The organism is Parahaliea aestuarii, assembly GCF_008064635.1.
Classification (GTDB): domain Bacteria; phylum Pseudomonadota; class Gammaproteobacteria; order Pseudomonadales; family Halieaceae; genus Parahaliea; species Parahaliea aestuarii.
Map to the genome: position 1 here is coordinate 361,592 of NZ_VRYZ01000001.1, position 20,653 is coordinate 382,244.

General features: G+C 63.3%; 22 protein-coding genes. 16 read left to right on the forward strand and 6 right to left on the reverse strand.

The window, feature by feature from the left end:
* Positions 1–3: 3 nt before the first annotated feature.
* Positions 4–489, reverse strand: coding sequence for a glutathione peroxidase (locus tag FVW59_RS01645; RefSeq protein WP_148062487.1), 486 nt, complete (start codon positions 487–489; stop codon positions 4–6).
* A 121-nt stretch (positions 490–610) separates the two neighbouring features.
* Positions 611–1,783 carry a fatty acid desaturase gene (locus tag FVW59_RS01650; RefSeq protein WP_148062488.1) on the reverse strand — a complete coding sequence of 391 codons (1,173 nt, stop codon included), beginning with the start codon at positions 1,781–1,783 and terminating at the stop codon, positions 611–613.
* Between the two features lie 215 nt (positions 1,784–1,998).
* Here FVW59_RS01650 and FVW59_RS01655 point away from each other — a divergent pair, with 215 nt between their 5' ends.
* Positions 1,999–3,357 carry an MATE family efflux transporter gene (locus FVW59_RS01655; protein WP_222711394.1) on the forward strand — a complete coding sequence of 453 codons (1,359 nt, stop codon included), beginning with the start codon at positions 1,999–2,001 and terminating at the stop codon, positions 3,355–3,357.
* 7 nt (positions 3,358–3,364) lie between these two features.
* On the opposite strand, the gene FVW59_RS01660 is transcribed toward FVW59_RS01655, so the two are convergent.
* The gene (locus FVW59_RS01660; RefSeq protein WP_148062489.1) at positions 3,365–4,711 is read right to left on the reverse strand and encodes a glutamine synthetase family protein; all 1,347 of its coding nucleotides are present in this window, start codon (positions 4,709–4,711) and stop codon (positions 3,365–3,367) included.
* 122 nt (positions 4,712–4,833) lie between these two features.
* Positions 4,834–5,679, reverse strand: coding sequence for a response regulator transcription factor (locus tag FVW59_RS01665; protein ID WP_148062490.1), 846 nt, complete (start codon positions 5,677–5,679; stop codon positions 4,834–4,836).
* Positions 5,680–5,889: 210 nt separating this feature from the next.
* Between FVW59_RS01665 and FVW59_RS01670 the strand changes: the two genes are divergently transcribed.
* Positions 5,890–6,930 (forward strand): AraC family transcriptional regulator, encoded by a 1,041-nt coding sequence (locus FVW59_RS01670; RefSeq protein ID WP_148062491.1) that lies wholly within the window; start codon positions 5,890–5,892, stop codon positions 6,928–6,930.
* A 15-nt stretch (positions 6,931–6,945) separates the two neighbouring features.
* Here the strand turns inward: FVW59_RS01670 and FVW59_RS01675 are convergent, their stop codons facing one another.
* The gene (locus tag FVW59_RS01675; protein ID WP_425468387.1) at positions 6,946–7,551 is read right to left on the reverse strand and encodes a lytic transglycosylase domain-containing protein; all 606 of its coding nucleotides are present in this window, start codon (positions 7,549–7,551) and stop codon (positions 6,946–6,948) included.
* 3 nt (positions 7,552–7,554) lie between these two features.
* Positions 7,555–9,267 (reverse strand): proline--tRNA ligase, encoded by a 1,713-nt coding sequence (locus FVW59_RS01680; RefSeq protein WP_148062492.1) that lies wholly within the window; start codon positions 9,265–9,267, stop codon positions 7,555–7,557.
* A gap of 298 nt (positions 9,268–9,565) precedes the next feature.
* Between FVW59_RS01680 and FVW59_RS01685 the strand changes: the two genes are divergently transcribed.
* From FVW59_RS01685 to ybgF, 14 genes are all read left to right on the forward strand, one after another.
* Positions 9,566–10,003: an HU family DNA-binding protein gene (locus tag FVW59_RS01685; RefSeq protein ID WP_148062493.1), complete on the forward strand. Its 438-nt coding sequence runs from the start codon at positions 9,566–9,568 to the stop codon at positions 10,001–10,003.
* 196 nt (positions 10,004–10,199) lie between these two features.
* The gene (locus FVW59_RS01690) at positions 10,200–10,493 is read left to right on the forward strand and encodes an FmdB family zinc ribbon protein (protein WP_148062494.1); all 294 of its coding nucleotides are present in this window, start codon (positions 10,200–10,202) and stop codon (positions 10,491–10,493) included.
* Positions 10,494–10,545: 52 nt separating this feature from the next.
* Positions 10,546–12,333 (forward strand): aspartate--tRNA ligase, encoded by a 1,788-nt coding sequence (gene aspS, locus FVW59_RS01695; RefSeq protein ID WP_148062495.1) that lies wholly within the window; start codon positions 10,546–10,548, stop codon positions 12,331–12,333.
* A gap of 15 nt (positions 12,334–12,348) precedes the next feature.
* Positions 12,349–13,092, forward strand: a complete 744-nt coding sequence (locus tag FVW59_RS01700) for a YebC/PmpR family DNA-binding transcriptional regulator (RefSeq protein WP_148062496.1) — start codon at positions 12,349–12,351, stop codon at positions 13,090–13,092.
* A 104-nt stretch (positions 13,093–13,196) separates the two neighbouring features.
* Positions 13,197–13,715, forward strand: coding sequence for a crossover junction endodeoxyribonuclease RuvC (gene ruvC, locus FVW59_RS01705; RefSeq protein ID WP_148062497.1), 519 nt, complete (start codon positions 13,197–13,199; stop codon positions 13,713–13,715).
* 31 nt (positions 13,716–13,746) lie between these two features.
* Complete coding sequence (gene ruvA / locus FVW59_RS01710) at positions 13,747–14,361, forward strand: Holliday junction branch migration protein RuvA (RefSeq protein WP_148062498.1); 615 nt, start codon at positions 13,747–13,749, stop codon at positions 14,359–14,361.
* Between the two features lie 13 nt (positions 14,362–14,374).
* Complete coding sequence (gene ruvB, locus FVW59_RS01715; RefSeq protein WP_246139594.1) at positions 14,375–15,451, forward strand: Holliday junction branch migration DNA helicase RuvB; 1,077 nt, start codon at positions 14,375–14,377, stop codon at positions 15,449–15,451.
* The gene (ybgC, locus tag FVW59_RS01720; RefSeq protein WP_148062499.1) at positions 15,448–15,879 is read left to right on the forward strand and encodes a tol-pal system-associated acyl-CoA thioesterase; all 432 of its coding nucleotides are present in this window, start codon (positions 15,448–15,450) and stop codon (positions 15,877–15,879) included. The genes ruvB and ybgC overlap by 4 nt, the downstream gene beginning before the upstream one ends.
* The gene (tolQ, locus tag FVW59_RS01725) at positions 15,880–16,590 is read left to right on the forward strand and encodes a protein TolQ (RefSeq protein WP_148062500.1); all 711 of its coding nucleotides are present in this window, start codon (positions 15,880–15,882) and stop codon (positions 16,588–16,590) included.
* A 39-nt stretch (positions 16,591–16,629) separates the two neighbouring features.
* Positions 16,630–17,031 (forward strand): protein TolR, encoded by a 402-nt coding sequence (gene tolR, locus FVW59_RS01730; protein ID WP_148062982.1) that lies wholly within the window; start codon positions 16,630–16,632, stop codon positions 17,029–17,031.
* Complete coding sequence (locus FVW59_RS01735) at positions 17,028–17,804, forward strand: cell envelope integrity TolA family protein (protein ID WP_148062501.1); 777 nt, start codon at positions 17,028–17,030, stop codon at positions 17,802–17,804. Before tolR ends, FVW59_RS01735 begins: the two co-directional genes overlap by 4 nt.
* The gene (gene tolB, locus FVW59_RS01740; RefSeq protein WP_148062502.1) at positions 17,804–19,090 is read left to right on the forward strand and encodes a Tol-Pal system beta propeller repeat protein TolB; all 1,287 of its coding nucleotides are present in this window, start codon (positions 17,804–17,806) and stop codon (positions 19,088–19,090) included. The genes FVW59_RS01735 and tolB overlap by 1 nt, the downstream gene beginning before the upstream one ends.
* Before the next feature lie 40 nt (positions 19,091–19,130).
* Positions 19,131–19,655 (forward strand): peptidoglycan-associated lipoprotein Pal, encoded by a 525-nt coding sequence (pal, locus tag FVW59_RS01745; RefSeq protein WP_148062503.1) that lies wholly within the window; start codon positions 19,131–19,133, stop codon positions 19,653–19,655.
* A gap of 30 nt (positions 19,656–19,685) precedes the next feature.
* Positions 19,686–20,639, forward strand: a complete 954-nt coding sequence (gene ybgF, locus FVW59_RS01750) for a tol-pal system protein YbgF (RefSeq protein WP_148062504.1) — start codon at positions 19,686–19,688, stop codon at positions 20,637–20,639.
* Positions 20,640–20,653 lie beyond the last annotated feature (14 nt).

Genomic DNA, 20,653 nt, shown 5'->3' on the forward strand with positions numbered 1-20,653 from the left:
CCCCTACGCCAACAAGCCCTCGATGTCCTTCGCAATCTCCTCCGGCCTGGTCTTTGGCGCGTAGCGCTTGATCACCGTGCCCGAGGCATCCACCAGGAACTTGGTGAAATTCCACTTGATCTTCTCGGTGCCGAACACCCCCGGCGCCTCGTGCTTCAGGTGTTTGAAGAGGGGGTCGGCGTTGTCGCCGTTGACCTCGATCTTGCCGAACATCGGAAAGCTCACCCCGTAATTCAGCTGGCAGAACTCCATAATTTCGCTGTTGGAGCCGGGATCCTGCTTGCCAAACTGGTTGCAGGGAAAGCCGAGGATCACGAAGTTGCGCTCACGGAACTGCTGGTAGAGCTTCTCCAGGCCCTCGAACTGGGGGGTGAAACCGCATTTTGAGGCGGTATTGACCACCAGCAGGACCTTGCCCTGATAGTCGGACAGGGATTTTTGCTCGCCGCCGGATGCGGCGCAGGTGAAGTCGTAGACGGTATTGCTCATGTTGTCCCCTCTGTTAGTTATGGACTGTGGCCATTATGCACTGGCCTCGGGTACGTCAATAGCGGGGTGCCGGATCAGTCTCTGGAGGGGGCGGGGCGCAGTGCGCCCCGCATAACCGTTGTCAGGCGGCCTGCAGTTGCACCTGCTGTACCAGCATCGCTACGCGCTTGCGCTGCATTTTCAGGGAGTACTCAAGCTCCTTGAACTTGGTGCGCAGGGCGGCGTGCTCCCACTTTTTCAGCAGGGCGGCCTTGCGCTCCTCTATGGCGCCTTCCAGTTCCGCCACTGTCCGCTCGTAGCGCTCGGCCTGCAGGGCCTTCCACTGGTTAACCGACTCGGTGAACAGCTGGTACTCGCGCTCCAGGGAGGCCAGCAGTGGCTCGCTGTTGTCGGCCCGCTCCAGTTTGCGACGGGCGCGTTCGAACTGGGTGTCGAGGATGGCGCGCTGGATCTTGAAGTTGGGTACCCGGCTCAGGTTGCTGGCCAGGCCCACGCGGGAGCACAGGGCGATCATCCACTTGGTCGGATCCCACTGATACCAGCGAATACCGTTGCGGTAGTCGTTCTGGAAGATGTGGTGATAGTTGTGGTAGCCCTCGCCGTAGGTGAGGAAGGCCAGGAAGCCGTTGTCCCGGGCGCTGTTGGTCTCGGTGTAGGGGCGGCTGCCCCAGTAGTGGGCCAGGGAGTTGATGAAGAAAGTGACGTGGTGGTTGACCACCAGGCGCAGCAGGCCCACCACCAGCACGGTGCCGATGATGTCGCCGTGCCAGATGCCCAGCAGCAGTGGCAGGCCGACGTTCATCAACACGGTCAGCGCCACGTAGTGATTGTGCTGGAACATGACAACGGGGTCGCGCTGCAGGTCGCGGGCATTGCTGAAGTCCGGGTCGTTGCTTTGGTACTCGCGCAGCATCCAGCCCATGTGACTGAACCACAGGCCGCGGCTGGCGGAGTAGGGGTCGAGGTCATCGTGATCCACATGGCGGTGGTGACGGCGGTGGTCCGAGGACCAGATCAGGATGCTGTTCTGCAGTGCGCCGGCGCCCCACAGGGCATAGAACCACTTCAGGGCCGGGTGGGCATCGTAGGACTTGTGTGCCCACAGGCGGTGGTATCCGCCGGTGATGGACAGGCCGTTCAGGTAGAGGAAGGCCAGGGCCCACAGCCACTGGAAGCTGTCGTAACCGTGGTAGATGCCCCAGAAGGGCACCAGGATCAGCGCCGCCAGGGGCAGCCCCACGAAGATGGCCGTATTAACCGGATTCAGGGGCGGTTTGCTGCGAACTGTGCTCATTGCGGAGGAAAACCTCGGCTGCTTGAAAGTGGCGAATAGTACCCAAAGGGCCCGGAAATGTCTCCCGGCTTTGCCCGCCAGTGTGGCACTCCCAATGCGCCATTGCCATGACTTTTGGCGCCGCCAACAGGCCCGCGGCAGGCGTAATTTTGCAGTATCATGCGCCCTTTCGCGTGGCTTCGGCCCCGCCGTCGCTGTCTCCACTGAGGATATTCATGATCCAGGCCAAATTCACCCGGGGCTCCACTATGGGCCACGTACTGGCCATGACCGGGGCTTCAGCCACCGGCCTGATCGCCATGTTCGGTGTGGATCTGGTGGACATGTACTTCCTGACCCTGCTGGATGACCATTCGCTGGTCGCCGCGGTGGGCTACGCGGGTACCCTGATTTATTTCCTGGTGTCGGTCAGTATTGGCTTGCAGATTGCGCTCGGCGCTGTGGTGGCGCGGGCAGAGGGTGCACACCAGCGCTATCTCGCCGGGCGTTACTGCAGCAATGGCCTGTGGTTCAGCGTGGTGGTGTCCTCGGTGATCAGCCTGGTGGCCTGGTTCTGGTTGCGGGACCTGCTGGTGATCCTGGGCGCCCACGGCCCGGCGCTGGAGTACGCGGTCAGCTATGGTGGCATCCTGTTGCCCAATATTCCGGTGATGGTGCTGGGCATGAGCGCCGCCGCGGGTGTGCGCGCCATTGGCGACGCCCGCCGCTCCATGTGGGCGACCCTGATCGGCTCCGCGGTAAACGCGGTGCTGGATCCGATCTTTATTTTCGGCTTTGGCTGGGGACTGGAGGGGGCCGCGCTGGCCTCGGTGGTCAGTCGCTTTGCCCTGCTGGCGGTGGCCTGGCGGGCGCTGGTACATGTGCACGACCTGCCCCGGCGCAGCACCTTCGCGGAATTTCGCGCGGATTTGCGGCCGCTGCTGGCGATCGCCGGCCCCGCCATCCTGACCAACCTCGCCACCCCTGTCGGAAACAGTTTCGTATTGCGCACCATGTCCCATTTTGGCGACGGGGCGGTGGCCGGCGCGGCGATTCTCGGTCGTATTGCGCCGGTTGCCTTTGCCGCGGTGTTTGCCCTGTCCGGCGCGGTGGGGCCCATCATTGGCCAGAATGCCGGCGCCGGCCTCTATCACCGGGTGCGCAGCACCCTGCGCGATGCGCTGGTGTTCAATGCCGTGTACGTGCTGCTCGTGTGGGGCCTGCTGTGGCTGGGCAGTGACCTGATCGTATCCGCTTTTTCCGCCGAGCCGGCGGCCGCCGAGCTGATCCTGTTCTACTGCCACCTGCTGGTGTGGGCCTTTTTCTTCAATGGCAGCCTGTTCGTTGCCAATGCCTGTTTCAATAACCTGCACCATCCCCACTGGGCCACCGCCTTCAACTTCGGCAAGGTGCTGCTGGGGGTTATACCTGCGGTCTACTTCGGTGCCCGCTGGTACGGCGCTCGCGGTGTGCTGGCCGGCGAGGCCCTGGGCATGGTGTTGTTCGGTGTCCTGGGCGTGTGGGCAGCATTTGCCCTGGTGGGGCGCCTGCAACGGGACTACACACCGCTGGCGGTACGGCCCCGGACGCTGTGACCGGGCGCTACAGCCGTTCCAGGTAGCTCTGCAACTCCAGCGGCGAGATGCGGCGCCGGAATTCCTCGACCTCCTGGGCCTTGGTCAGGCTGAAAATGCGCTGCAATTCGCCACCGAGGGCGGCGCGGATGAAGTCGGACTGGCTGAACTGTTCCAGCGCATCGTGCATGTACACCGGCAGCGCCGGCACTCCCTGCACACTGTAGCCATCGCCGGTGGTCGGCTTGGGGGCGGCCATCTGCTGCTCCATCCCCTCCAGCATGGCGCCGAGAATAACCGCGAACAGCAGGTAGGGGTTGGCGTCGGCACCGGCAACGCGGTGCTCGAGGCGGCGGGCGCTCTGGGCGCCGGTCGGGACCCGGACGGCGACGGTGCGGTTCTCGTAGCCCCAGGTGGGGTAGATGGGCGCGTGGGAGCCCGGCTGGAAGCGACGATAGCCGTTGTAGCTGGGCGCGAAGATGGCCATCGATGCCGGCATGTGGCGCAGGCAGCCGGCAATCGCATGTTGCAGCAGCGGTGTGCCGCGTTCGCCGCCATCGTCGAAGACGTTGTTGCCCTGGCTGTCCAGCAGACTGCAGTGTACGTGCAGGCCGTTGCCGGCTTCGTCCTCAAAGGGCTTGGCCATGAAGCTCGCCACCAGGCCGTATCGGGCGGCGACTCCCTTGATCAGCCGCTTCATCATCATGATCTGCTTGGCCGCCAGCACCGGGTTGTCCACGTGCAGCATGTTGATTTCGTACTGGGAGGGAGCGGACTCCTTGACCACGCCATCAAAGGGCAGGTCCTGCACTTCGCAGGCCAGGCGCAGCTCTTCCATCATCTCCTGATGCTGGTTGAGTACGTCCAGGCCGTACATGTTTCCCCCCACCGGGGTACCGCAGGTGGGAGAGGGGCAGCTGTGGCGGGCTTCGCCCTGATCCATGCTGACCAGGCTGAATTCCAGTTCTGCCGCTACCACCGGCGTCCAGCCGGCGTCCTGAAAGCGCGACAGCACCTGCTTCAGCACGTGCCGCGGGTCGCCCAGGTAGGGGGTGCCATCGGCCTCGAACATGGACAGCATGATCTGTCCGTGCTGGCCGCCTGCGGCCCATGGGGTGGGCAGGAGTGAGCCTTCCACCGGCCGGCAGATACCGTCGGCATCGCCGAAGGCGAACACCAGTTCTTCGACATCGCGTCCCCAGATATCGAGGCTGAGAGCGGTTTTGGGCAGTTTGAGTTCGCCCTCGAAAATCTTGCCGAGTTTGTGCCGCGGCACCCATTTGCCGCGCATGACGCCGTTGAGGTCTGGCAGCAGGGCCTCGATGGTATTGATTTCGGGGTGAGCCCGTAAAAACCAGTCGGCTTCCAGGGACATGGGGACTCCGGCAGGCGGGGTTGCAGAGACTATCCCAGCCGGACGCAGGTGCCTCAATGCCCCGGATTGGGCAGCGCCGGCGCCAACTGCCGGCTACCTGGCAATGGCGCTCCCGGGAAGGTCTAGCGAGGTGCCATATAGATGCTGAGTGGATCGGCGCCGGCCGCTTCGCCAAGGCAGCTCATGGCATTGATAAACAGGGAGAACAGGTCGGTCTGGGAATTGACGTCGAGTTTGCGGTAGATGCTTTTGCGGTGGCGACGCACCGTCTCCACGGCAATTTCCAGTTTCTGTGCCGAGATGTCCGTGCCGTAGCCGCGCAGCATCATTTCCAGTACGTCCTTTTCCCGCGGAGACAGCATGGAGGCGCCGAAGGTGCGAAAGGCGAGATCAATCTGGTGGTTGATGCCGGGCTGAATCAGGTTGGTGATGGCAAAATCGTTGTGCTCGGAGTGGCGTTTCAGCAACTCGGAGACCGGTTCCGCCAGCAGGTAGAGGCTCTCGTACTCCTGCTCGCTGAATTCGCCGTGGTGGGGCAGGCGCATCATGCTCAGGTTGATGACATTGCCGGCGTGCAGACGCGCCAGGTAAACCGCTTCGTCCACCGTGCCGGTGCCGCTGTAGTAGCCGCTGTAGTAGCTGGATTCCTGCAACTTGTTATGCGTGAGGCGCGACAGCAGGTAGATTTTCGAGCGCGGCTGGTTCATCGAGGCCTGGTAGAAGGGATCTTCCCGGTAGGGGCCCTCGAGATACTGGTCTATCTGGGCGCGTACTGCGTGGGCGGGAATCTCGTGATACAGCACCCGCGGCGGCAGGTCGCGGTGATAGAGCCATATCTGGGGATAGTCGATGGCTACCTGGCCGCGCACGGCGGCGATCAGGGCAGGGAAGAAGTGTTCACTGCCCAGCGCCCCTATAGCGATGGAGATGTCCCGATTCCACTTGCTCAGCTGGCTTATCGTTGTCATCGAATTGTTTTTGTCTGGCGCCCCGTTGGCACAGTGTGGGGAGGCCGTATGACGATGTCAATTGCAACCCGCGCGGCCCGCCAGCCGGCGCCCGCTGGCCGGCGCGGGGCTGGCTAAAGCCGTTTGCGGTTTAACTCCTTGTGCAAGGCGCCTTTCGGCGGGCGTTGGCGCGGCTATACTGGCCTTCGGGTAGCCGTATCGGGTTCTTCTATGAAAAGTGGTATTACTGCGCAACAGCGGGAGCTGATTCCGGCGGGTTTCATTGAAGCGCTGCTGGCTCAGGGCGAGCGCGCCGGCCGCGAGCGCGAGTTACTGCTTGGCGACGCCGCCTTTCCCTTTGACCCGCTGCGCGGTTGCAGCGCTACACAAACCACTTCCTCCGCCGCTTTCTCGCGCCTGGCCCTGGCCCTGTTCAGGGTGCTGGATGATGAGGCGGGCGGTAGCATGCCCGATGCACCGACACCCGTTGGCACGGCCAGGTTGCTGGCCTTCAGCCTGCTCGGCAGTCACAACCTCGGGGCGGCACTGCGTCGCGCGATCGAGTTCAATCGCTGTTGCCGGCTTAACCGCGGCCAGTCCGCGGTCAATAGCCTGACCATAGACGAGGATTTGCGGGAAGCCACCCTGAGCTATTACCTGGAAGGGTCCGATCGCGCCCAGCAGCGATTGCTCTGTGGCCTGGCGATCTGGATGCGCTTCTGCGGCTGGCTGATCGGCCAGCACATCGATGTGGTCAGCGCCCGCTGCGCCGCTGCGGCGCCGGCCAACGTGCGCGAGCTGAGGCACTTTTTCCCCTGTCCGGTGGCCTTTGGCGCTGCCGACAACGCGGTGGTGTTTTCAGTGCGCCACCTGGAAGCGGAACTGCTGCGCAGCGAGACCGATCTGTCCCGCTACCTGCGTGAGGCGCCTTACTGCCTGGTCGTCGCGCCCAAGCCGAGTTCCCTGAGCATTACCCGCCGCATTCGCGAACTGCTGGGGGATGACTTCCGCTGTGAAATGCCGAGCTTTGAAGATCTCACCGGCATGCTCAATATGTCGGCCCGCACCCTGCGTCGGCGGCTGGAGCGGGAGGGTACGTCCTATCAGCGGATCAAAGATAACGCGCGGCGCGATCTCGCCATCGCCCTGCTACAGCGCGACGGCGCCACAGTCAGTGAAGTGGCGGAACGGGTGGGATTTTCCGACCCCAGCGCCTTTCACCGCTCCTTCAAGAAATGGACGGGTGAGTCCCCCGGCGCATTCCGCGCCTGACTGAAGCGAATTCTGTCAGGGCGCCCAGTACAGGGGTTCAGTGCGCCAGTGTGATTTCCAGGCGACCTTGACCTTGTTGCTGTAACGCTTGCTGCCGCTGCTGCCGTTATAGGCGGCGAGGGCGCGGTGCAGGTGGCCATCCTCCCGTTGCAGATAGAACTGCAGGATGCGGCAGCCATACTCGAAATTGGTGCGGTTGAGGGTGAGGTTGTCGCCGGGGCGCCCGATTTCATTCTTCCAGAAAGGCATCACCTGCATCATGCCTTGGGCGCCGGCGCTGGAGACGGCAAAGCGATCAAAGTGGCTTTCGACTTCGATCACCGCCAGCACCAGTTCCGGGGGCAGTTCCGCCCGCACTGCGGCGGCGTGAACCTGGCGCAATAGCTCCAGGCGCTCGCCCGGCTCTTTCACAAACCGCGCCAGCCGGGCCGACATATCCACCAGCCAGACCTCGGCGTCGTAGCGGTCCTCGAAGCTGTCGGCACTGGAAATAGTGCGCTCCAGGAATGCGCGCAATGCGGCGCGCTCCTGGGGGTCCTGCGGCTGCCCGTGTACCGCCTGTGTCAGAGGTCCGGCCAGCAGCAGGGTCAGGCCGCAGCGGCAAAACAGGCGCCGCCGCACCGTTCAGCGTCCCAGCTTTTCCATCACGGCGGCGAAGATGGCGTCGCGATCAATCAGTGTGGGCTCGGCATCCCGTCGGCCCTTGTATTCCAGTTGGCCCTCGGCCAGGGCGCGGTCGCCAATCACGATGCGGTGGGGGATGCCAATCAGTTCCATGTCGGCGAACTTCACCCCGGGACGCTCGTTGCGATCGTCCATCATTACATCGACGCCAGCCTCGCGGAACTGCCGGTACAGGGCTTCGGTGCACTCGGCCACGGCCTCGGACTTCTGCATGTTGAGCGGCACGATGACCAGCTCGTAGGGTGCCATGGCGGTGGGCCAGATAATGCCCTTGTCGTCGTGGTTCTGCTCAATGGCGGAGGCAACGATGCGGCTGACGCCGATACCGTAGCAACCCATGGTCATGGTGACCTGCTTGCCGTTTTCATCCAGTACGGTGGCATGCATGGCTTCGCTGTACTTGGTGCCGAGCTGGAAGATGTGGCCAACCTCGATACCGCGTTTGATCTGCAGAGTGCCCTGGCCGTCGGGGCTGGGATCGCCTTCGACCACTTCGCGCAGGTCTTCGACGCGCGCCAGCGGGCAGTCGCGCTCCCAGTTCACGCCGCGCAGGTGTACGTCGTCGCGGTTCGCGCCACAGACAAAATCGGCCAGGTGGGCGGCGCTGCGATCGACAATGACGGGAATCGACAGACCCACCGGACCCAGCGAGCCAAAGCCGGCGCCCAAGGCCTTGCGCACGGCTGCTTCCTCGGCCATTTGCAGAGGGCTGGCCACGCCGGCGAGCTTTTCCGCCTTGATTTCATTCAGGCTGTGGTCGCCGCGCAGAACCAGGGCCACCAGGGTGCCGGGCTCATCGCCGGCGACCACCAGGGTTTTTACCGTGGTGGCCGGATCGATGTCGAGCAGGGCGGCGAGATCGTCGATGGTTTTTACGCCGGGTGTGGCGACGTCGCTCATGGTTGCGGCGGGCGCCGGGCGCTCGCCGGCCGGGGCCAGGGCTTCGGCCATCTCCACATTCGCGGCGTAGTCGCTGCTGTCGCTGAAGGCGATGTCGTCCTCGCCGGAATTGGCCAGCACGTGAAATTCGTGGGAGGCGCTGCCGCCGATGCTTCCGGTGTCTGCAATGACCGGACGGAAATCCAGCCCGAGACGGGTGAAGATGGCGCTGTAGGCGCCGTGCATCACCTGGTAGGTGGCCTCCAGTGAGGCGTGGTCGCGGTGAAAGGAGTAGGCGTCCTTCATCAGGAATTCGCGCGAGCGCATGAGGCCGAAGCGCGGACGTATTTCATCGCGCACCTTGGTCTGGATCTGGAACAGGTTCAGCGGTAGCTGCTTGTAGCTCTTGATTTCGTTGCGCACCAGTTCGGTGACGACTTCCTCGTGGGTCGGGCCCAGGCAGAAATCGCGCTCGTGGCGATCCTGGATGCGCAGCAGTTCCGGCCCGTACTGTTCCCAGCGCCCCGATTCCTGCCAGAGCTCGGCCGGTTGCACCACCGGCATGCTGACTTCCAGCGCGCCGGCCGCCACCATCTCCTCGCGCACGACGTTTTCCACCTTGCGCAGTACCTTCAGGCCCAGCGGCAACCAGGTGTAAAGACCGGACGCGAGCTTGCGGATCAGCCCGGCGCGCAGCATCAGCTGATGGCTGATGACTTCAGCGTCGGAGGGGGTCTCCTTGAGGGTGGTGATAAGGTACTCGGAGGTGCGCATGGTGGTTCCATTGGAAGGCGAAAATGAGGCTGGGTAGTTTACGTCTGAACGGGATTTGGGTACAGCGAGTGCGCCCTGAAGGGGTGCAGGTGGCGGTGAGGCCCGGGAACGTCCGGGTGAAATGGCTCACACACCTGCAAAAATAGGGTTTAATTGCGCAGATTGGCTTCAAAGCGCTTGTATTGCAGCGTTTCATGATTTATACATTTGTGCGTGCCTGACGTCGGCACTTGTTTCTGCGGTTCGGGGGGCGGGTCGGCACACTACTCACTCATAACGAAGGAAGGTTGCAAACAACATGGCTACCAGAAAAGCAGCAGCTAAAAAGAAAGCTCCGGCCAAGAAGGCAGTAGCTAAAAAGGCTCCGGCCAAGAAAGCTCCCGCCAAGAAGGCCGCTCCAGCCAAGAAGCCTGCGGCAACTGCGCTCAAGGACAAAATGACCAAGAGCCAGATTGTTACCAGCATTGCTGAGAGCACTGGTCTGTCCAAGAAGCAGGTGGGCGATGTGTTTGGTGAGCTGGAATCCCTGATCGAGCGCAGCATCAAGAAGCGCGCGGTCGGCGAATTTACCCTCCCTGGCCTGATGAAAATCACCACGGTGAAGAAGCCCGCCCGCAAGGCGCGCAAGGGCATCAACCCCTTCACTGGCGAAGAGACCACCTTCAAGGCCAAGCCGGCCAGCGTCGCTGTTAAAGTGCGTCCGCTGAAGAAAATGAAGGAATTCGCCGCCTCCTGAGGCGCCGGTTCTTCCCGTTTCCCGCGGGCTGTCTCCGCGGGAAACGCCCCTCCCTCGCGCCGCGTCAGTTGGCGTGAAAGCCCGATTCCCCCTGAATTTCTGTCGCTGTTCACTTCTTGGCCTGTTTCCCCGCTTGGGGTAAAATCCGCGCCTCGTTTTTTTCCTTGTTGTTTTCGTTTTATCGGCGAGCAAACACATGCCTATCTATGAGTATCAGTGCCAGTCCTGTGGTAAACCCCACGAGGCTTTGCAAAAGATCAGCGATGCCCCGCTGCAGGACTGTCCTGCCTGCGGCAAGCCCGAGCTGAAGAAGAAGATTTCCGCGGCTGGCTTTCGCCTCAAGGGCGGCGGCTGGTATGAGACCGACTTCAAGACCGGCAGCAAGAAGAACCTGGCCGGCGGCGGTGATAGCGGCGCATCCAGTGGCACCGACAAGGCCGGCGGCGACAAGAAAAGCAGCGGCGAGAGCAAGAGCAGCGCTCCCGCCTGACACCCGGCTCGCGGCAGCGGGCCTCACCTGACAAGCAATGGATACCTGAGTTATGCGCAGTCATTATTGTGGCGCCCTTGGCACCGGCAACATCGACGATACCGTCACCCTCTGCGGGTGGGTAGACCGTCGCCGCGACCACGGGGGCGTTATCTTTCTCGATCTGCGCGACCGCGAGGGCATCGTCCAGGTGGTATTCGACCCGGATACCGAGGAGCATTTCCAGCGCGCCGACCGGGTTCGCAGCGAATACGTGCTGAAGGTCACCGGCCGGGTGCGCGCGCGCAGCGATGCCACCGTCAATCCGAATATGGCCACCGGCGCTATCGAGGTGCTGGGTAAGGAGCTGGAGATTCTCAACAGCGCCGCCACGCCGCCCTTCCAGCTGGACGAGCACACTGCGGTGGGCGAGGACGTGCGGCTGAAGCATCGCTACATGGACCTGCGCCGCCCCGAGATGCAGGCCAAGCTGATGCTGCGCGCCCGCATCACTTCCGCCGTGCGCCAGTTCCTCGACAGCGAAGGCTTCCTCGACATCGAGACCCCAATCCTGACCCGCGCCACGCCCGAGGGCGCCCGCGACTACCTGGTGCCGAGCCGCACCCACCCGGGGCACTTCTTTGCCCTGCCGCAGTCGCCGCAGTTGTTCAAGCAGCTGTTGATGGTGTCCGGCTTCGACCGCTACTACCAGGTCGCCAAGTGCTTCCGCGACGAGGACCTGCGCGCTGACCGCCAGCCGGAATTCACCCAGATCGATATCGAGACCTCCTTCCTCGATGAAGACGCGATCATGGGCATCACCGAGCGCATGATCCGCGAGCTGTTCCAGAGTGTGCTGGATGTGGAGCTGGGTGACTTCCCTCACATGACCTACGCAGAGGCCATGGACCGCTTTGGTTCCGACAAGCCGGACCTGCGCATCGCGCTGGAACTGGTGAGTGTCGACGACCTGATGCAGCAGGTCGATTTCAAGGTGTTCCGCGGCCCCGCCGATGACCCCGACGGTCGCGTGGCGGCCCTGAAGGTACCGGGCGGCGCCAGTATCAGCCGCAAGGAAATCGACGATTACACCAGGTACGTGTCCATTTACGGCGCCCGCGGTCTGGCCTGGATCAAGGTCAACGATCTGGCGGCCGGTGTTGAAGGTTTGCAGTCCCCCATCCTCAAGTTCATGCCGGAGGACGTGGTACAGCAGATGATGGCGCGCCTGGAGGCGAAGGACGGCGACATCATCTTCTTCGGCGCCGACAAGACCGGCGTGGTCAACGAGTCCCTTGGCGCCCTGCGCCTGAAGGTGGCCGAGGATCAGGGCCTGGTGGCCGCGGGCTGGGCGCCGCTGTGGGTGGTGGACTTCCCCATGTTCGAGGACGATGGCAACGGTGGCTGGACACCTCTGCACCACCCCTTCACCGCGCCGTCCTGCAGCCCTGAAGAACTCAAGGCCAACCCCGGTACCGCCCTGTCGCGGGCCTACGACATGGTGCTGAATGGCACCGAACTGGGCGGCGGCAGTGTGCGCATCCACCAGCGCGATATGCAGGAGACGGTGTTCCAGATTCTGGGCATCGATGAGGCCGAGGCCGAGGAGAAATTCGGCTTCCTGCTCAACGCCCTGAAGTACGGTGCGCCGCCCCATGGTGGCCTGGCTTTCGGTCTCGACCGCCTGGTCATGCTGATGACCGGTGCCACCTCGATTCGCGAAGTGATCGCCTTCCCGAAAACCCAGACGGCGGCCTGTGTAATGACCGACGCCCCCGGTGAGGTGGCTGCCCAGCAGCTGCGTGAACTGAATATCCGCCTGCGCCAGAAACAACAGGAGCAGCCGGCCCAGGGCGAGTAAAGGAAGGGAGGACGCATGGCTGGCCATAGCAAGTGGGCCAACATCAAGCACCGCAAGGCGGCCCAGGACGCCAGGCGGGGCAAGATCTTCACCAAACTGATCCGTGAACTGGTGGTGGCCGCCAGGCAGGGCGGCCCCCTGCCGGAAGACAATCCGCGCCTGCGCGCGGCGGTGGACAAGGCCCTGGGTGCCAACATGACCCGGGACACCATCGACCGCGCCATCGCCCGCGGGGCCGGCAACAACGATGCCGACAACATGGATGAGCTCACCTACGAGGGCTATGCCCCGGGTGGTGTGGCCGTGTTGGTGGAAGTGATGACCGACAATCGCAACCGCACCGTGGCGGAGGTGCGCCACGCCTTCAGCAAGCGCGGCGGCAACCTGGGGACCGACGGCTCCGTGGCCTACCTGTTCAGTAAAAAAGGCCAGATCAGCTTCGCCCCTGGCGCCGATGAAGAGGCTGTTATGGAGGTCGCGCTGGAGGCCGGCGCCGAGGATATCGAGGCCAATGACGACGGCTCCATCGATGTCACCACGCCCTGGGAACAGTTCGGTGCGGTGAAGCTCGCCCTGGAGCAGGCAGATCTGCAGCCGGAAGGTGGCGAAGTCACCATGGTGGCCTCGACCACAGTGCCGCTGGACGCCGATAGCGCCGGCACGGTACTGGGCCTGGTGGACGCGCTGGAGGACCTGGACGATGTGCAAAACGTCTACACCAACGCGGACATCCCCGACGAGGTCTACGCAAGCCTCTGAATCCCCTGTTTTCCGGGGTTTGCGCGGCTTCAGCTAGTGCGCACGCAGGCTGGATGCTGTATATATGTACAGAATAAGCAGACAGGCAGCGGGCAGCGCAATCTATGGCGGTCATCCTGGGGATAGACCCCGGCTCACGAAAAACCGGCTTCGGCATTATTCACTTCGAGGGTGGGCGATCCGAGTACATCACCAGTGGCGTTATCCGCCTGTCGGCGGGGGAGCTGCCAGAGCGCCTCGGGGTTATTCACGCCAGCTTGACCGAGCTGATTGAGTTGCACTGTCCGCAGCAGCTCGCCATCGAGCAGGTCTTTATGGCCAAGAGCGCGGGTTCCGCACTCAAGCTGGGGCAGGCGAGAGGCGCCGCCATCGTCGCCTGTGTGGCACAGCAGATGGCTGTTTCCGAATACTCGGCGCGCCAGATCAAGCAGTCCGTGGTGGGTACCGGCGCCGCCGACAAGGCCCAGGTGCAGCACATGGTCAAGGTCCTGCTGAAGCTGCCGGCGGAGCCCCAGGAGGATGCCGCCGACGCCCTGGCCGCCGCCCTGTGTCACGCTCACACCCAACAAAGTATGATCAGCATGGCCGGCGCCACCTCAGTGCGCCGGCGCCGCATTCGCTAGGCTTATTAAAGTACAGGTAGAGAAGCAGTTTATGATTGGCAGGATTCGCGGCACTCTCATCCACAAGCAGCCCCCGGAGATCCTGGTGGAGGTGGCCGGTGTGGGTTACGAACTGCAGGTGCCGATGACCACCCTGTTCCAGTTGCCGGCGCTGGGTAAAGAAGTGGCGCTGGTCACGCACTTTGTAGTGCGCGAAGACGCCCAGCAGCTCTTCGGTTTTATCGACGAGCGCGACCGCGGCCTGTTCCGCCAGCTGATCAAGGTCAGCGGTGTCGGCCCCAAGCTGGCCCTGACCATCCTCTCCGGCATGGACGCCAGCAGTTTCGCCCGCTGCGTGCAGCAGGGAGATATTTCCTCGCTGGTGGCGCTGCCCGGTGTCGGCAAGAAAACCGCCGAGCGCCTGCTGGTGGAGATGCGCGACAAGCTCAAGGGCTGGCTGGACGAAATGGGGGAGGGCGCTGGCAGTGCAGGTATCGCCGCGGTGGCGCGCCCGGCCAGCAAGGTCGCCGACGCAGAGGGCGCCCTGGTCGCCCTGGGCTATAAGCCCGCCGAGGCCGCCCGCGCGGTGGCGGCGGTGAACGACGACGGTGTCGACAACAGCGAAGAACTGATTCGCCGCGCCCTGAAATCCATGGTCAGCGGTTGATTGAGCGGCCACCATGATTGAAACCGATCGCCTGATTGCACCCGCCGCCCGTGAACGCGAGGATGCCCTGGATCGCGCTATCCGCCCCAAAAGCCTGGCCGAATACGTGGGCCAGCCGGCCGTGCGCGAGCAGATGTCCATCTTCCTGGAGGCCGCCCGCGGTCGCGGCGAGCCACTGGACCACACCCTGATTTTTGGCCCGCCGGGTCTCGGTAAAACTACCCTGGCCAGCATTATCGCCAACGAGATGGGGGTGTCCCTGAAAACCACCTCTGGCCCGGTGCTGGAGAAGGCCGGTGACATCGCCGCGTTGATGACCAACCTCGAACCTGGCGATGTGCTGTTTATCGACGAGATCCACCGCCTCAGCCCCTTCGTGGAAGAGGTACTGTACCCGGCGATGGAAGACTACCAGCTCGACATCATGATCGGTGAAGGGCCCGCGGCGCGCTCTATCAAGCTGGATCTGCCGCCCTTTACCCTGGTGGGTGCCACCACCCGCGCCGGCCTGCTGACTTCGCCGCTGCGGGATCGCTTCGGCATCGTGCAGCGTCTGGAGTTCTACCAGGTGGCGGATCTCGCCCATATTGTCGAGCGCTCCGCCCATATTCTGGGTATCGGCATCGACCCGGAGGGCGCGGCGGAGATCGCCTGTCGCGCTCGCGGTACGCCGCGCATTGCCAACCGCCTGCTGCGGCGGGTGCGGGACTACGCCGAAGTGCGCGCCGACGGCACCATCACCGCCGCGGTGGCCGACAAGGCCCTGGACCTGCTGAGTGTCGACAACCGTGGCTTTGATCACCAGGATCGTCGCCTGCTGCTGGCCATGATCGAGAAATTCGACGGTGGCCCGGTGGGCGTGGACAGCCTGGCGGCGGCGATTTCCGAGGAGCGCGGCACCATCGAGGATGTGCTGGAGCCCTACCTGATCCAGCAGGGCTACATGGTGCGCACGCCCCGCGGTCGCATGGTTACCCGCAATGCCTATCTGCATTTTGGTTTGCCGGCGCCGAGGGCGGGCCAGGCAGAGCCAAACCTCTCCCTCGACCTCAGTGCCGGCGAGCCCGAAGCAGAGAGCGGCGAGCCGTGAGCGGGGCGGAATTTTCCTATAAGCTGCGGGTCTACATTGAGGACACCGATGCCGGCGGCATCGTGTACTACGTGAACTACCTGAAATTCATGGAGCGGGCGCGTACCGAGATGATGCGCGCTCTGGGTTTCGGCAAGGATTACATATTTAACCACGACCTCATGTTCGTGGTGCGCGACGTGGCGGTGCAGTACCGGCTGCCGGCGCAACTGGACGACGAACTGGAGGCAACCGCGACAATCAGGGAATTGCGCGGGGCCACCATGCGTCTACACCAGACGGTAAAGCGCGACGGCCGGCCACTGGCCGAGGGTGAAGTGACCATCGCCTGTGTCGATCGCGCGGGAGTGAAGCCGCGGCGCCTGCCGCGGGAGATGCTGGAGCGGCTGCGGACAGCGCAGGCCGCCGGGACTGAAGGGGAACCCTGAGTGGAAGAACAACTGAGTTTGATAGACCTGGTGCTGCACGCCAGCTTCACCGTGCAACTGGTGATGCTGATCCTACTGCTGGCATCGATGCTGTCCTGGTACATGATCGTCCAGCGCGCTATCTATTTCCGCAACTCGCAGGATGACATGATCCGTTTCGAGGAGCAGTTCTGGTCGGGCATAGACCTGTCCCAGCTCTACCGCGAGGGTAACGAGCGCGCCGCCGACGGCCAGACCATCGTCGGCATGGAGAGCATCTTCCGCGCCGGTTTCAAGGAGTTTTCCCGCCTGGCCCAACAGCAGGGTATGGATTCCGAGGCGGTGATCGAGGGTTCCCGCCGCGTCATGCGGGTGGCCATGCTGCGGGAGGAGGAGCGCCTGGAACGGCACCTGCCCTTCCTCGCCTCGGTGGGCTCCACCAGCCCCTATATCGGCCTGTTCGGCACGGTGTGGGGCATCATGCACTCCTTCCGCGGCCTGGCCAACGCCACCCAGGCTACCCTGGCCACCGTGGCGCCGGGGATTTCCGAAGCCCTGATCGCCACCGCCATGGGCCTGTTCGCGGCAATTCCGGCAGTTATGGCCTATAACCGCTTCGCCGCCAAGGTGGACATGTTCACCAACCGCTACGACACCTTTGTCGATGAGTTTTCCAGTATTCTCTACCGCCAGGCCTACGCCCTGCGGTCCCGCGAGAAGAAGGCGGGCTAGGAGCGCATCGTGGGGAGATCCAGTAAAAAACACCGGCCCATGGCCGAAATCAACGTGGTGCCCTACATCGACGTGATGCTGGTGCTGCTGATCATCTTCATGGTGACGGCGCCGATGCTGATGCAGGGGGTCAAGGTCGAGCTGCCCGAGGCCAATGCGGCACCGGTGGAAGATCAGGACAGTGAACCGCTGATTGTGTCGGTGGATGCCAGCGGCCAGTTCTTCCTCAATATCGGCGGCGACGAGAAGCAGGCAATCAGCCTGGCGACCGTGCGCGAGCGGGTGTCTACCGTGATGCGCCGCAGTCCCGAGAAGCCGGTGCTGGTATGGGGTGACCAGGCGGTGGCCTATGGCACCGTGGTCACCGTGATGGCCGCTTTGCAGGAGGCGGGCGCCCCCAGCGTTGGCCTGGTGACCGAGAGCCCCGAGAACCCGCAGTGAGCGCTTCCGTCTACGCCAGGCCCGTCCAGCCGCGCATCGTGCTGCGACCGACCCTGGCGACCATTGCCCTGCACGGCCTGGTGATCTACCTGCTCACTGCCAACTGGCATGCCTTTGAGGACAAGACCATCACCGCCAAGGTGGTGCCCAAGGTGATTGATGCCAAGTTGGTGGAATTGAGCGAGGTCATGCCGAAAAAGCCGGAACCCAAGCCGCCGGCGCCAAAGCCCGCTCCCAAGCCGGAGCCGAAGCCGCAACCTAAACCCGAGCCGAAGCCGGCCGCACCGAAACCTGAACCGAAACCTCAGCCCAAGCCGGTGGAAAAGAAGCCCGAGCCGAAGCCGCAACCCAAGCCGGAGGAAAAGAAACCCGACCCGGGCCCCAGCCGCGAGGAACTGCTGCGCCAGCAGCGTGAAGATATGGCGCGCACCATGGCCCAGGAAGAGGCGGCCCGCGCCGCGGCCACCGCCGATGAAATGGCCGCCAGCTTCGCCGCCCTGATCCAGCGCACGGTGGTTGGCTACTGGAGCCGGCCGCCCAGTGCCCGCAATGGCATGGAAGTCCTGCTACAGTTGCAGTTGATTCCCACCGGGGAGATTGTCAGCGTGACGGTGCTCAAGAGCAGCGGCGACACCGCCTTCGACCGCTCCGCGATCAACGCGGTGGAGAAGGCCGGCCGCTTCCCGGAGCTGCAGAAGCTGCCACAGCGCAAATTTGAAGAAACCTTCAGGCGATTCCGCCTGCTGTTCCGACCAGAGGACCTGCGATACTAATGATACGGATACTACTGAGCCTGGTACTGACCCTCGCCGCCTTTGCAGCGCGCGCCGAACTGGTCATCGAGATTACCCAGGGTGTGGACAACCCCACTGCCATTGCAGTGGCCCCCTTCGACTGGCAGAACGGCGGTGCCGCGCCGGAGGATATTGCCATGGTGGTTCAGGGCGATCTCGCCCGCAGCGGTCAGTTCGCACCGGTGGATCGCAAGGACATGCTGGGTCGCCCCAGCACCGAAAAAGAGGTGTTCTACCGCGACTGGCGCGCCATCAGTGCCGAATACCTGCTGATCGGAAGGGTGTCCGGCACCGAACAGATGAAAATCGAGTACGAACTCTTCGACGTCAATCGCCAGACCAAAGTCTTCAACGGCACGGAAACCGGCCCGGCCAGCGAGGCGCGCATGCTGGCGCACCGGGTGTCCGACGCCATCTACGAGAAGCTCACCGGCATTCCCGGCGCCTTTGCCACCCGCTTGCTGTACGTGTCGGTGACCCGCAACCCCACCGGCAAGGACTACTACCGCCTGACCCTGGCGGACTCCGACGGCGCCCGCCCGATTGTACTGCTGGAGTCCCGCGAACCGATCCTGGCCCCCTCCTGGTCGCCGGACGGCAAGGAGATCGCCTACGTGTCTTTCGAGACCAGCCGGCCCGCTATCTTCCGCCAGAATCTGGCCACCGGCGCCCGCGAGCAGCTCACCAATTTCCAGGGCCTGAACAGCTCCCCGGCCTGGTCGCCGGATGGCGGCACCATGGCCATGGTGCTGTCCAAGGACGGTAGTCCGGACGTCTACCTGATGGATCTCGCCAGCAAGCGCCTGACCCGGGTTACCCGGCACTACGCCATCGATACCGAGCCCACCTGGATGCCGGATGGAAAGTCGTTACTTTTCACATCTGACCGTGGTGGACGGCCGCAAATTTACCGCTATGATCTGCGCAGCGGCACAACCGAGCGGGTAACCTACGAGGGCGCCTATAACGCCCGCGCCCGGGTAGCCCAGGACGGTCGCAACGTGGTGGTTGTGCACCAGAGCAACGGACGTTTCCATATCGCAATTCACGATCTGGTGACGAACCGTTTGCAGGTGCTCACTTCCACGGAACTGGACGAAAGTCCGAGTATCGCGCCCAATGGCTCTATGGTACTGTACGCAACGAAGTCGGGAGATCGCGGCATTTTGGCGGCAGTCTCTGTTGACGGGGGCGTGAAATTCCGGCTGCCGGCTCGCGAAGGCGATGTCAGGGAGCCGGCGTGGTCACCTTATATGAGCCAATAAGCTCGTTAAAATCAAAGACTACACTTTTAAGGATGGGAATATGAAACATATCAATGTTGCCGGAAAGGCGCTTACGCTGCTGTTCACGGCGGCATTCCTGGTGGCCTGTAGCAGCAGTGACACCAAGGAAGACGACGATGCGGCTGCCCGTGCAGCTGCAGCTGCCGCAGCCGCTGAAGAAGCGCAGCGCGCCGCCGCTGCTTCTGCGGAAGCAGAGCAGCGTCGTCTGCAGGATGCCGTTGCCTCTGTTGGCAACGTCTTCTACTTCGAGTTCGACAGCTCCAACCTGACGCCGGACGCACAGCGCTCTGTTGACGCGCACGTCGCCCTGCTGAAGACCAACGACAAGACCGTCCGTCTGGAAGGTCACACCGACGAGCGTGGCACCCGTGATTACAACATGGCACTGGGTGAGCGCCGCGCCAACGCCGTGCGCGATTACATGGTCGCCAACGGTGTTGCCAGCTACCGCATCGAAACCGTCAGCTACGGTGAAGAACAGCCGGTAGCCTACGGTTCCGGTGAGTCCAACTGGTCCCAGAACCGTCGTGTTGAGCTGAAGTAACTTTCTAACGGAAGTAAAACGGAAGAAACAATGCGTCAAAGCGTAAGCAGACTGCTTGCCGTGAGCGGGCTGGCCCTGGTGGCCAGCCCGTTCTGCTTTACGGTCCAGGCACAGGATTACATCGACGTCGAGGCCGAGCGCCGCGCCCAGGAACAATCTGGCGGCAGCGTTGCGGCCCCCGACACCCGGCGCGCCCCCTCTGGCGCCCAGCCATCCAATACCTACCCGGCCACCAGTTACGGGGTCAGTACGGCTCCAGCTGGCCAGGGGGTTGGCGAGAGCCCGACGCCGGTGGCCGCGGCCCCCGATATGGCGTCAGGTGGTGGCGGGAATATCGGCCAACTGGTGCTCAAGGTGCAGCAGTTGCAGCAGGAAGTGATGCGCCTCAACGGCATGGTGGAAGAGCAGGCCCACGAGTTGCGCACGCTCAAGTCCCAGAACCTGGAGCGCTATGTGGACCTGGATCGCCGCGTCAGTGAACTGGCGACGGGTGGTGCTGTATCGCCCGGTGGCGCGGCAGCGGCGGGTGCGGCTGCCGCGATGGCTGACGACAGCACGCCCACAGTCAGCACCGGTGCCGCCAGTGTCAAGGAGCAGCCCGGTGAAGCCGATGCCTATCGCGCCGCCTATGCCCTGGTGCGCGGCCAGCAGTTTGACCAGGCCGTGCCCGCCTTCCGCGATTTTCTGCGCCAGTACCCCGGTGGCCGCTATGCCCCCAATGCCTACTACTGGCTGGGTGAGCTCTACCTGGTGGTGCAGCCGGCGGATCTCGAGTCCTCACGGCAGAATTTCACCCTGCTGCTGGAGGAGTATCCGGACAACGCCAAAGTGCCGGATGCGCTGTACAAGCTCGGCAGGGTACATTACATGAAGGGGAACCGGGAAAAAGCCCGGGAGTACCTCGATCAGGTTGTACAGGAATACGGCGACAGCAATAACGCCGCGGCCCGCCTGGCCCAGGATTTTATCAACGAAAACTACTGATCACCCAGTAGCCA